Here is a 12,623-nt window from a genome sequence, read left to right on the forward strand (position 1 = left end):
ATCATGAGTCCGCCGCCCTCTTCGTCGCCCTCCTTGAGCTGGAGGTCAGCGTAGACGAAGTCCGTGTCCGAGAGATCGACCTCAGTCTGGTGGGCCAGATGCTCGAGGTGACCGCCCTTGCGGAACGGCTCGACGTGGTTATTGATCACCGTCGTCGCCTTCTCTTCACGGTCCTCGACGCGGCTCTCGTTGTCAGGGTCTTCGACGAAGTCTGACCCGTCTCGAGACATGTCGCTGATGATCTCCATCACATCGGTCATCGTCGGCGCCGTCCCGTCGTTGCCCTGCTTCTGTCGGTAGTCCGGATCGTGCGTCTTTGGGTCCTCGGTGATGCCCTTCTCACGGCCGGCCTGCTTGATCGCCTTCGTCCAGATCGCACGGTATTGCGAGAAGTCGAAGCCCTGCATCTGGTAGTACAGCGCGACGAAGTCCAGCCCGGAGTTGAGCCACTCGCGGTAGGGCGCCCCGTGGCCGACGGCGTCGAGTTTGTCCTTCGGCGTCGGCGAGATATCGAACGGGTTGATGTTCGTCGATCCGACGACGATTCGCTCGCCGCCGAACACTTCCTGAAGGTTCGCAAACTCCTGAAGCGGATCGATAACAGCCATGAACGAGTCGGGGTTATCGGTCTTGTACCGCCAGAGGTACTGACTCGCTGTGACGGTCTTCCCGGCGCCCGTCTTCCCGACGATAAACCAGTTGTACCCTGCGTCGCGGTCGTAGACGTCGACCGAGAGCGGCTCGTTCGTCGCCATGTTCTCGGCGATCTCCACGCCAGAGGGGTCGTACAGGTTCGTCGTCGTCCACGGGTTCATCGCCGCCAGCCCCTCCGCTCGGAGTTTGACCTTCTGGCCGACCTTATCCTGACACGCGGGCGCGACTGTCTGGTGGCCCAGGTCGTGATTGTTCCGCAGGACGGCGACCTCCGCGCTCATGTCGGACATCTTCGAGCGGATCGAGCGAATCGCGCGTTTGAGCGCATCCGAATCGAACGACCGGACCTCGATGTAGGTCTGGGCCTCGAACATATCGTGTTCGCTCTGGAGGAACGAATCCAGCGCCGACTGCGTCTCGTCGGCTTCCTCCTCGTAACGGCTCGCGAACATCTCGAAGCGCGAGTCCTTGACCCGGTTGTACCGCTTCCGGAGGGAGTCGGCGTAGTCCTCGAGTTCGCGTTCGGCCTTGTCCTGATCGATCGTCTCGACGTGGGTCGTGACGTTCGTCTGGACTTCGGCGTCGTCGAACTGGAGGATCGGCTCGAGGAAGCCCTGCGGCGGGTCCTTCGGATAGCTCGAGATGAACAGCGTCGCCGTATAGATCTCGCCATCGATCTTGAGGTGGTCGCCACCGTTCCTGTCGCCGATCCACGAACGCTCGACGACCTCCGGCGCCAGCAGCGAGATGTACTGCTCCTCGAGCTCCTCGTCGGTGAGCGCGATATCCGCGGTGCCGGGCCCGTCCGTCGGCGAGACCGTCTCGACGTCGGCGGGCTCCGCGGCCGTTCCGCCGTCGGTGGCTGCCTCCGTCTCGACACTCGTGGCCTCGCTCTCACCACCCGGCCCGGAGGGTTCGTCCGGAGCGGCCGTCTGGTCGGCGACCGCGAGCTGGTTGTGCCGCTTCGAGAGCGTCGTCCGTGGGTCACGGTCGGCTTCGACGTCCAGGTGCGAGTACGTCAGATTGTACTCCGGGTCGGACGTTTCGCCAGTCTCGACGCCGTGAACACTGTTGGATGTGTCGGGCGTCGGGATCGGCGTCTGGCGAACCAGCGACGAGTAGCTCTCGTGTGCGTACGCGTTGGCTGCCTGGTAGTGGTCTGCCGCGACCTGCGAGAGTTCCGAGCTCGGGATCGGGTGACCCGAAACGTCCTCGAGTCGGCGGATCGCGTCGGTGACCGTATCCAGCCGGTCCTCGAGCAGGTCGATCATCTGGCTGGTGTGTTCGCCTTCCTGCTTGAGTTCGCGCACCTTCAGGCGGGAGTAGATCCGGCCGATAACCGGCACCGAGGCCAGCCCACCCTCGACGTCGTCCTCGGAGACCACGTCCTCGGGCTTCACTTCCACGATCAGATATGGGTCGACCGTGTACGTCGAGAGGTCGTACAGCGAGACGACGTCGGCACGTTCCTCGCAGAGATCCGCGAGCACCTGCTTCCCGAACTCGAGATCCTCGTAGTCGACCTCGCCCGGCGGCGCCTCGCCGTCGGCCGTGGTGACGATCTCCTCGCGGCGCTGGGCGTAGCGCTCGATCCGAGACGTGTAGTCGACCATCCGCATGTATTCGGCGATCTGAATATTACCCTTGACAGCGGTATCCAGCACCTTCGCGTAGAAGCGCGCCTGGCGCTGCCACTCGTCTTCGCCCGACGTAACCATGTTCGCCGGGGAGATGCGGATCGCCCCGACGACGTGGCCCTCGTCGGTCTCGACGGCCGGCGTTCCCGAATAGGCGTGCCTGAACTGGACGAAGTCCTGCGTCCGGGTCGGCCCGTCGCTCTTTTCGTCCGGTGTCTCGGATCGGCTCTCGAGGCCGACCGAGAACAGCGTGTTCGTCCACCGAAGGGGCGCGAGAGCGAGACGGGCTGCCCGCGCACGGAACGAGTCGTTCGTCGGATGGTCGATACCACTACTGTCTGGGTTTCTCTCGAAGAGCATCGTTGACTGACTGCCGATCCGGCGAAAGACCGTCTCAGTGTACTGCCGGGCGCCCATCCACGGCGGCTTGGCTGCGATAAAGCCGATCCCCGCGAGCAGCCACACGATCGCTGGGATGTACATCAGCGAACCGAGCGTACCGGGGACCATCTGGCCGCCGATGAACCAGATAACGCCTGCTGGGAAGACAGCGCCCAGCAGCTCCAGTTTGCTCACGCCGAGGACGACCTGGGCGCTACTGCCGGTATGGATTACTTTGTGGTCGGTGCCGCCGTTCTGAGTAGTGTCTGTCATGGATTTCGGTCACTTCCGGTAGCTGTCGCGCTCCTGTTGGGCGCGTTCGCGCTGACTCTCGAGGTTCCGCTGGCGCTGTTTCTGTTCGGCCACACGTTTGCGCTGGTCGGGTGAGACACCCAAGGACTGGGTCGTCGTCCCCGACCGTGACGGGGAACCGCCGTCGGTTCGCGTCCCGCCGTCGGTCGCGTACTTCTCCTGCGTGACGCTCGGGAAGCGCGACTCCCGATACTTCGTATGGGCTCGAGAGGCGGCCGTCCGTCCGCCACGTTTGAGGCGGTCGGCCGCACTCCGAGCTGCTGCCCCGCCGTGAGTCGCCGCCGTCCGCGGCGTCGGCGTGAACCGAGAAGCGGCGGCCGTCGCGGCCCCAGCGGTCGCCCCGCGCATCGAGAGCCCCACGAGGAAGAACGACCCCGAGACGGCCAGCGGGATTGCGACCGCCAGCAAGAAGATGCCGATCGTCGACCCCAGATTGAGTATCTCGAACGCGGCGCCCTCGGGAAACAGTTGCCAGCCGACGGCCTCCGCGAACCGCAGGAGGATCGCCGTCGGGAGGTTCATCACCAGCAGGCCGTACCACTGCCAGACGAAGAACGACCCGATCTGCTTCACGCGACGGTGGCCGCCCCAGTACGCCATCAAGAGGAACAGCGGGAGTACCGCCGGATAGACGAACAGGAGCAGGTGACGCGCCGTGTGGATCGCCACGAGCATAACGGCCGCGCTCCAGCCCCCGAAGTAGATCCCGATCGCGACCGCGACACCGCCACCGAACGTCGTCGCCTCCTGATTAAGGATCTGGTCGGTCTCCGGAAGGACGTACTGAACTGCCGCATCACTAAGCGCGTGCATGAGTGCGGCGTACTCCCACGAGACGACGATAATCAGGATAACGAAGACACCCGAGGCGAGCATCGACCCGACTTGTTGACGAGTGATGAGCGCCGTTATGGGCGCCGCGAGCATCAGCAGCGCCAGCAGAAACATGATCGAGATCGCCATCGGCATAATCAGGCCCATGTAGATCTCTTCGTGGATCGTGACGTAGTTCTGGGACGCGACAGCGTCGTAGACCGTCGCCTCCTGATTAGCCGGCGTCTCCTCGCCCGTCTCGAGTGCCTCGGGCGTCCCGAAGATGCCGAAGGCGCCGTCGTTATTGATCGTCGGCGTGCCGAGCGCCTCGTTAAAGACCTGATCGACGAGCGTGTTCATCCCCGCGGCGAACATCTGGGTCAGACGCTCCCAGACCGTCTTGGCAGCTTCGGCCGGGTCGCTTGCCGTCTCGACGACGTCCCGGGCACCCCCGAGCGGCGATCGGGCAGAGCCGTTCTGTTCTTCCTGAGCGGTGACCAGTGCCTCGTACTCGTCCTGCGTGATGGAGCCGTTATCGAGGTCCTCCTGCGTGACGCCGTCGACTTCGTCCACGACGGAGGGCTGGAAGCTCATCCCGTCGCTGTCGGTTCCGTCTCCAGCACTTGTGTTCGCGTCCGCGCTCGCGTCAGATCCGGAGTCAGAGTCAGCATCACTCGATGGGAGATCGACCAGCCCGGAGCCCGGATCGCCAGAACTCGACCCCGAACCATCCCTGACAGAGTCAGAGTCGTCGCCACTACCAGAGTCGTCGCTTGAGTCCGAGTCAGAACCGGAGTCGGGCTGCCAGACCGATTCGCCGTCGCTGGCGTTATCGTCGGGTTCGAACTGCGGTTGGAGGGCCGCGCCGTCAGCAGGACCGGGACCCGTGGTGGCAGCTCCCAGGCCCGGCGCGAGCGTGCCAAGCACCACGAGCATCACTGCGAGGATGGTTCGTCGGGAGTTCATGATAGTAGGGGAAGAAGGGAGTTAGACGAACGGCGAGCAGCCCTCACCGATGCCGGGGCCGCCAGCGTAACCGAGCGCGATGTCGATGAACTGGACGAAGAACAGGAACGCCAGCACACCGACGATCGGGCCGATCATCATCAGCGACCCCATCGCCGTTGCACCCGTGAACAGCGGAACCGCCCGGAGGACGATCCCCAGCAGGAAGACCGCGAACAGCGCGCCGATGATGACCTGCCATGCCATCATCTGGACGTCGAAAATCAGCAGGCCGAACCCTTCGTTACAGATGTTCGTCCCGCTACCGCCACCCTCCTGAGCCAGTACCGACTGGCTGAACAGCAGCGTCGTAATCGCCGCGAGGACTAGCCCCCGCGCGGGTGTAACGAACCGCTCGAGGGTGCCGAACCAGCCGTCGTTCTGTGCTTGCGTACTATCCATCTCGTCGCTCCGCAGCCGCTCGAGATCCTCGCGAACTGTATCGGCCTCGCGGAGGACCGCCAGCAGCGCCGTCTGCAGTATCGTTCGATCGGTCGATGAATCGTCGGTCATTGTTTGAGTAGGTTGCACCCCGTACCACGTCTTCCATGTGTTTGAACACAGTTTTATCGGGGCTTGTAGAAACATATCTATTTGATTAATCATAAATCCACCGGGAAATATCAGTATAGGGTGAAAAATGACTATAAGGGATTGTCAATCAACCTAAGGCAATTATGCGATTACAACGATATCAGGTTGGGTTGAAAGGCAGCCACCCACCGGCTACGGCTGGCCGAACTATTGTAGGGGGTCTCGATGGCGGATAACTCTGACTCAACAGAGCGGAAATCGATCAATATCGAGATCCCTGACGGCGACGATACCAGCTATGTCTCACTCGAGGTACCGGCCGATCAGTACGACGAGTTCACTCGCGTAAAGAGCGACCAAGGATTAACCTGGCGCGGACTGTTGGTTCACGCCTACCGTAATCTCGAGGCTCCGGACGGTCTCGATCCTGATGCTGGCCAACACTCGAAACTGAATGCGGTCCGCAAGCGAAACGGACTGACCTGGAAAGGGATGCTCCTATTCGCCGTTCGCGATCTCAAAGAACAGATGCGGAAAGATTAGTGCTATGAGTAGCCATCGGCTCGGCCGTCGAGAGCTCGTCGCGGGCGGAGCCACGTTGGTGGCGACCGGTCTCGCCGGCTGTACCGCAGGGATCGATTCCGGGAACGACGTGTTCGAATCAGTCGACACCAACGAGGGCGCCCTCGAGATCGTCCTCGCCGACGATACCGATATCTCCGACGTGACGCTCACGACTGGTGGCGAGGTCGTCAACGAGACGTCAGTCTCACCAGGCCAGACAAAGGTCTCGTTCCCGCTAGTCGAGATGGGCTGGGACGGCGTCGACTGGCTGTACCAGCCCGGCGAGTATACAATGACGGCCCGCGAGGGCGATACCGATCACCAGCACGAACTGACTCTCGAACCCGATACGGAGATCGTCAATCTCCGCACTGTTGAGCGCAACTTCGAGATCTTTCTCGAGGTCGTGGTCGCCAACGAGGGCAGCGGGCCCGATATTGTCCGCGATATCGATGTTACCCACGACACCGTCGACGTACAGCTCCCGTTCGGCGAGTCTGACAGTGATGGGACCTACTCAGATATCGCCGAACTCGAGAGCGAGTGGCGTGATGAGGAGATCGACGTCCCCGTCCGACTCGGTATGGCGGGCGACGTACTCGAGGTGACAGCGACAGTCCGGTTCGAAGGCGAGATCATAGAACAATCGCGATCGCGAGGGACCTATTTCGGAGGGACGACGATCGTCGACGTTTCGTCGTAACGTAGCGACCTCTTTTTTCGAAAGTCGATTCAACTGGAAACCAGACCAGTCCCCAGCACGAGTAGGATGAAATAGATCATTCCTGCGGAGAACCTTCGGAGGCCGCCCGCCTGGGCCGACCCCGCCATCAGGTAGAGGATGACCGCCGACAGGCCGATGACGATCGGGCCCGCGATGTGGCCGTCCAACAACAGTACGATCGCTGCGTAGAGCGTCACGGCCGCTACCAGCCGGACCGCCGCCGCGTTTGCGCGGAGTATGAAGTTCATGGTTATAACACACACAAATCTTGTAGTACATGACTGTTCGGACGAGTGTCGTGTCTCGAGAGACCGCCTTCTCTAGAACCCTATAGAGCGTGTCATAGAATCATCTCTGCAGGATTGTTTTCACCCTGGCCTTGAACGAACCAGCTGGTAGAGAGAGCGTGCGGACTGAACAGAAGAATTTGACATCTGTTACTGTTCGGAAGTGGTAAGCTGTTCCCCTGCTACCGAGAGTTCTTCACTCGCGGTTACCACAGCGTCAAGTCTCTCACCGGACCACACAACGTCTACATCTGGTTCATAGTGGATCAGCCGCTCATCTGCCAGCTTTGGAAGGAGACGGTGAATTAGATCAATATGCACGTCGTGAATATCCGTTTCTTCTCTCGCCGCGATCTGAGTAGCGATTACTTCAACACCGAGCGGCTCCTCTGCCAACTTGACTGCACGAATCACGTCCCATGACCGTGCATCTGCTACAAGGGTGGCAAACGTCTGTGCGTCGTCAGAGAACGGTTCAACCCCTTCTTCGACCAACCGCTTCTTCTCTCCGGTATCAAGATTCAGATGCTGACGTTCGTTCGAGATTGCTGCAAACAACGACACGACTCCCCCGCTCAGTGCCCCCAGAATGATGAGCAATGCGGGGTCAATTACGGTTCCACCACCGAACTGTTCGGCGTTGGCATAGCCGAGGAAGAGCAACGCTGCGACGCCTGTTCCACCGAGACACCATTTCGCAATATTCCATCTACCACCATCTGGCAGTTGATGTGCGGCGAGCCAGTAGCCGCCATACACAATCGCCGCCACCGGACCGCCGATAAGCACCAGTTCAGTTCCCAAGACTATCAACGGTTCTGGGTGAGTGATGAGGTACGTGAGTCCAGCAATACCTAATACCACACCAATAGCGGTTACAAACCAAGATGCTGGATTATACCGAACGTTCAACCCGTCATGTACATCATTAACTCCCATAGATATGAATTGACGGATAGTGACTATAGGTCTTTTTCAAACTACAAATGGAAATTCAAACCATCCTTTAGCTGAGGTATTACAGCCACTCAGTGGAAGGAGATTGTTCTCTCAGGACAGCGCGTTTGAGGTATTTGGTACGGATACCTCCTGTACGTACCGTCTGTCGGGTAGTCGAAGAGGGATGTGTGATCCTTCTATGACACGCTCCCTGCATCTTACTCCCCGTTCAACGTCACGTTCTCGAGCGTCGGCGGGTGTCCGCCGATCACGTCCGTCGGCTCGGACCCAGCATCCCATCCCTCAGTTTGAATCACCATGTCCCGAAGCGTTACCGGGGCCGACGTCCCCGAGTAGAAGGCATCCGCGGGCTCGAGGAGATTGATGCGACAGTTCTCGATCACCGACTCGGTCACGCCGGAGCGCGTCCCGATCGCGTAGTTCCCGCCCGCGCCGCTAGCGTCGTCTTCGTAGGCGACCGTCACGTCGCAGTCGCGGATCGCACCGGGCCCGTCGTAATGCCAGATCGAGCGCTGGGCGGAGTGGACGCCGGAGGGCATCCGGTCGATAATCACCTGACACCCCTCCACAGTTGACTGCTCGTAGGCCACGCCGTCGCCATCGATCTCGGGAACGGGCTCCCAGTTGCCCGTATCGTTGAATCGGATGTTCGACGTCCCGGAGTTCGAGCAGACGCAGTCTTTGACGATCTGACGACCGCCGCCCTGGACGTACATCCCGTTGTCGGGCCAGGGGCCGCAGATAACGTTCTGGTAGAGCGTCGTTCCCACTGCATCGGGATGTCCCGCCAGCCCGGTTGTCGACCAGCTCTGGCCGAAGTCATGCTCGCTCGAGGGATCGGCCCGGTCTGTTGAACGCGTGTTGATCGTGTCGACGTAGTGCATCCCGCCGCCGCGCATCTCAACGGAGTCGACGACCGCCAAAGCATCTGCCTCGGCCGTCCCAACGCGCATGTTCCCGTGGGTGCCGAGATCGTGGACGCCCTGAAACGAGATATTCCGGATCTCCGCCCGGTCGCCGACCATCGCGTATAGTCCGCGCATCCCGGCATTCTCCGGCGTCCAGTCGAAGATCAGTCCGCCGAAGACGAGCTCGCCCTGGTGGGGGTGACCGGCGGTCCCGATCTTGAACAGCATCGTACTTCCGCGGTACTCGCCGGCCGTCACCTGGTGGCCGTCGATCGTCTCTACGGTCCCGTGGCGGATAACTGCATTCTGGCCGATCAGGCCGACGTTACGCCATCCCGTCCGCCGGAACTGCTGGTTCATCTTGTACTGCCCCTCCGGGAGCACGATCAGCGTGTCGTCCTCCCAGGCCATCATCAGCGCGTCGTCGATCGGTTCCTCTCCGGTGGGGTCGGCGTTGTAGGGCTCGTCAGTCAGGACGACCGTGTTCGCGAAGCGATCCTCGTACGTTGCCGGGTCGATGCTCGTTGGGACCTGCCGATCGAAGTCTCCCGAGGCGACGCCCGCGCTCGCAGAGCCCAGCGGACCAACGTCCCCAAGAGAGGCACCCCCGTCGAGGACCATACAGCCCGCAAGCGACGAGAGCGCGCCCGTGCCGGCGACCGAGAGAAAAGACCGTCTCGAGAACCGTGCTACCATACACGGAATATTTGTGTTCAGACCAATATTTGTTTTCCTACTTCTCGTGGTGTGTGGCGGGGCCTCCCACTTGACGCCTCGCTCGAGATTGCACCACTCCCGACTGCCCCCCTAGGAGGCGTCGCGGCTACCGACTGCGCTCACGCTCCGCTTCGCTCCGCGTTCGCTTCTGTGGATAGTCCACTATGGCTACGCAGAGCTGACCCCCAGACACTAACTCGAGGACGTAGATCTCCGAGGATCGCGTGCCTCCACTCGAGGTGATAGTCTACCGTTCTACCAGCCTGTTGATAGCTCACGCTGCTAGTGCTCAGTCTGATAGTCCACCCCGTTCTCGAGATGGAATTCACTCTGCCAGAGCTCGCTGGCCTTTCCTCTCACTGAGCTCGGTGAACTTCCCTTCTTGCTGGTCGCGCCCCACCGCTTTGTTTGCTCTCTCACCTGCTGTAGCCAGGCTCACCTTCCACTCACTTCTCGCTGCACTGAGAGTCCACTCGAGGCTCTCGCCCGGAGCTCAATGTAGTGTTCTCGAGATTAGCGTTGAGGGGGTAGCCGGCCTATAGTACTGTCGTCTCAGTGGTTTGTTATCAAATAGTCACAAAATTTTTTGACTATCGGGGTGAGGCAGAAGTATGGATCCCGGCCAGGAGCCATGGGAGGTTGCCCGCGAATTGACGAGAAAGCGATACATGACTCTCGACGCGATTCGCAACCAAGGAGGGGAAGCTCGCACCCGCGAAATCACCTCGAGCAGTGATGAGCTATATAACCAGATCGTAAACGATCATCTTAAAAGGATGATCAACGCCGGTCTGGTCGAAAAGATCGACAAGGGGGAGAGATCGGAAGGAGGAGCGCTCCCCAAGGAAGGGTACAAGTATCGAATCACTGATAGGGGAAAGGAAGTGCTCGCGGAAGCCCAAACGAACTATGACCTCACTCCGATCGGAGAGGGAGAAGTGCGGCGCCGGTTCGATGAACTCGAGGCTCGTGTGGAGAAACTCGAGGAGGAAAACGAGCAGCTGCGAAGTATCCTCTACGACCCGCATGAGAACCACGACACACTCGAGGAATGGGTCGAAGCGATCCGTGACAACCTTCTCGTACTTCGTGACGAAGTGATGAATCTAAACCAAGGATAGAGTAAGAGAAGTGCTTACTGCTCGGCGATCACAGCGATGTCGTGGTCGGCGATCTCCTCTGGCCGGCTATGGGGTGTAATCTCGAAACGCCACGTCTCATTGCCGGCGAGCGACGGGGTCAGATCACGGCGACTACCCAACTCGTGACCGTCTTCATCGTAGACTCTCACTTCGACCATCACTGACTCGTACGCTCCGTCATCAGCGTTCTCGACCTCTTCCGTGTAGCTAATTTGCTTGTCACCGTATTCGAGCTCCTCAATTTGCTCCTCGTAGTCGATGATCTGGAGATCGCCAAATTTGAGGACGTCTGTACCTGCGTCGCGCCGCTCGACCCCGTCGGGATCCAGTGACTCATCGCCATCCACCACATCGTTAGCATCGGACTTATCATCCGCTCCAGTGTTCGAATCTATCTCGGAATCGTCGTTCAATTTGTCGGCCTGCTGCTCATTTTCGTGATTATCGGCGACCGAATTCTCTTCGGCATCGTTTCGGTCTTGGTCGGTATCACTATCCGGACGAAGACCAGCGAAATCGAGACAGTCAGAGAGAGGCGTGATAATCGTACTAACGGTGAGCGTCAAAAGTACATTTCTGCGATCCATTATCAGTAGTTGGTAAGACAGTTTATTCCATCAGTTTCATTATGGATATATTCCTTAAGAGTTGTTCATGGAGGGTAGAAACCAACCACCTCCGAACAATGTAGGATCGACAGTACCAGGTATGACTATGGAAATACCCTCGAGATCTGAGATCTGCGACCAGACCATTGACTGTTTCATTGATCCACTCTCAACAGCGGCTCACTTCGATATCAAAATGACTCGAAATGGGTGCCCGAGACCACTGAATGATTTGGGTGATACTACTCAAGTAGACCGAGGTCCTCGAGACGTTCGACAATTACATCGATAGCGTGTCTCGCGTCATCAACGTCCTTCCCACCAGTGACAACCAGCTTCCCAGAACCGAAGAGGAGAGTCACAACATCAGGTTCATCGAGTCGATAGACCAGGCCCGGAAACTGCTCTGGTTCATACTCGATACTCTCGAGACCAAGGCCAATGGCGATCGCATTGAGATTGAGACTTCGACCGAGATCCGCACTACTGACAATATTCTGGATGACGATTTCCGGATCCGCTTCGACCTCGATTTGGAGATCACGAAGCTTTTCGAAAACGATCCCCATACTCTCGTGGACGCCCTCGATGCTTTTGGCACCAGTACAGACGATCTTTCCCGAACGGAAGATCAGGGCAGCAGCTTTGGGGTCTGTCGTACGGTAGACAAGACCCGGAAACTGTTCCGGATCGTAGTCAGCCCCTGGAAGATCCATTGCGAGACTCTCGAGTGCAAGCTCTTGTCCAATCCCGGAAGAGGCGACTACGTTTTCGATCGTAATAGAGTCCTGTGGGTCTGCCATCTGCCACCAAAGTCGTGTGAAGAGATTATAAAGATCAATGGTTCTACGGGAGAAGGTTGAGCTCTATGTAGTTCGCGGCTGTCCAGGAATTCCCTCAATAACCGTACTTGAGTAATGACCTATCGATATAGGAGCGGTCAATTTCTGGAAACTAGATCGGAAGAGGCAGATGAAACTTACAGCACGGTATTCTTGTCGTCATCGCTTCGGATCAACCGGCCGGATATATTCTGATTTGATTTTCTCGCCCTCTCGCCACTGCCAGTAGTAGTACCGATTCCCGTTGATCTCCTTCGTGGTCAACGTCGCGTTGGATGGTGCGTCGTCGCGATCGAGATCCTTTGGCCGATCGTCAATCTCCTTCTCCTCGAGTTCTGTCACGAGCTGGCGCTCTTTGTTGTCCGCCATCTCGGCAGCAATCTGCGCGATCTCTCGCAGCGTCTCTGGTGACTGCTTTTCGAGGCCCTCGAGGATGTATTTCGGTGGGTCGGACATCGTATTGATCGCTCTTACGCAAAGCTACGGAAACGAGAGAGGGCGAAGCAATCGATGAGTGTGAAGAGCGACGCGCCGA

At 59.2% G+C, this 12,623-nt stretch carries 12 protein-coding genes; 3 read left to right on the forward strand and 9 right to left on the reverse strand.

What is annotated here, in order from left to right:
• From GWG54_RS19380 to GWG54_RS19390, 3 genes are all read right to left on the reverse strand, one after another.
• Positions 1-2,945, reverse strand: a 2,945-nt coding sequence (locus GWG54_RS19380; protein ID WP_167939297.1) for a VirB4 family type IV secretion system protein, incomplete at its 3' end; no start/stop codon positions are given.
• Between the two features lie 9 nt (positions 2,946-2,954).
• Positions 2,955-4,763: a hypothetical protein gene (locus tag GWG54_RS19385; RefSeq protein WP_245242883.1), complete on the reverse strand. Its 1,809-nt coding sequence runs from the start codon at positions 4,761-4,763 to the stop codon at positions 2,955-2,957.
• Between the two features lie 21 nt (positions 4,764-4,784).
• Complete coding sequence (locus GWG54_RS19390) at positions 4,785-5,315, reverse strand: hypothetical protein (RefSeq protein WP_167939298.1); 531 nt, start codon at positions 5,313-5,315, stop codon at positions 4,785-4,787.
• Positions 5,316-5,561: 246 nt separating this feature from the next.
• Between GWG54_RS19390 and GWG54_RS19395 the strand changes: the two genes are divergently transcribed.
• Entirely contained in the window at positions 5,562-5,879 is a 318-nt protein-coding gene (locus tag GWG54_RS19395; protein WP_167939296.1) for a hypothetical protein, read from the forward strand.
• Between the two features lie 4 nt (positions 5,880-5,883).
• Positions 5,884-6,603 carry a hypothetical protein gene (locus tag GWG54_RS21050; protein ID WP_245242884.1) on the forward strand — a complete coding sequence of 240 codons (720 nt, stop codon included), beginning with the start codon at positions 5,884-5,886 and terminating at the stop codon, positions 6,601-6,603.
• Between the two features lie 29 nt (positions 6,604-6,632).
• Here GWG54_RS21050 and GWG54_RS19405 read toward each other — a convergent pair whose 3' ends face one another.
• The 3 genes from GWG54_RS19405 to GWG54_RS19415 form a co-directional block, all read right to left on the reverse strand.
• On the reverse strand, positions 6,633-6,872 hold the full coding sequence (locus GWG54_RS19405) for a hypothetical protein (RefSeq protein WP_167939299.1): 240 nt from the start codon (positions 6,870-6,872) through the stop codon (positions 6,633-6,635).
• 189 nt (positions 6,873-7,061) lie between these two features.
• Positions 7,062-7,850: a hypothetical protein gene (locus GWG54_RS19410; RefSeq protein ID WP_167939300.1), complete on the reverse strand. Its 789-nt coding sequence runs from the start codon at positions 7,848-7,850 to the stop codon at positions 7,062-7,064.
• A 218-nt stretch (positions 7,851-8,068) separates the two neighbouring features.
• Complete coding sequence (locus tag GWG54_RS19415; protein ID WP_245242885.1) at positions 8,069-9,475, reverse strand: hypothetical protein; 1,407 nt, start codon at positions 9,473-9,475, stop codon at positions 8,069-8,071.
• Between the two features lie 632 nt (positions 9,476-10,107).
• Here GWG54_RS19415 and GWG54_RS19420 point away from each other — a divergent pair.
• The gene (locus GWG54_RS19420) at positions 10,108-10,617 is read left to right on the forward strand and encodes a hypothetical protein (RefSeq protein WP_167939301.1); all 510 of its coding nucleotides are present in this window, start codon (positions 10,108-10,110) and stop codon (positions 10,615-10,617) included.
• Positions 10,618-10,631: 14 nt separating this feature from the next.
• Here the strand turns inward: GWG54_RS19420 and GWG54_RS19425 are convergent, their stop codons facing one another.
• From GWG54_RS19425 to GWG54_RS19435, 3 genes are all read right to left on the reverse strand, one after another.
• Positions 10,632-11,225 carry an FxLYD domain-containing protein gene (locus tag GWG54_RS19425; protein ID WP_167939302.1) on the reverse strand — a complete coding sequence of 198 codons (594 nt, stop codon included), beginning with the start codon at positions 11,223-11,225 and terminating at the stop codon, positions 10,632-10,634.
• 263 nt (positions 11,226-11,488) lie between these two features.
• A complete protein-coding gene (locus GWG54_RS19430; protein ID WP_167939303.1) occupies positions 11,489-12,049 on the reverse strand; it encodes a TATA-box-binding protein in 561 nt (186 codons plus the stop codon).
• 198 nt (positions 12,050-12,247) lie between these two features.
• Positions 12,248-12,544 carry a hypothetical protein gene (locus GWG54_RS19435; protein WP_167939304.1) on the reverse strand — a complete coding sequence of 99 codons (297 nt, stop codon included), beginning with the start codon at positions 12,542-12,544 and terminating at the stop codon, positions 12,248-12,250.
• Positions 12,545-12,623: the final 79 nt, after the last annotated feature.

The sequence above is a fragment of the Natronococcus sp. JC468 genome, from assembly GCF_012163165.1.
GTDB lineage: Archaea > Halobacteriota > Halobacteria > Halobacteriales > Natrialbaceae > Natronococcus > Natronococcus jeotgali.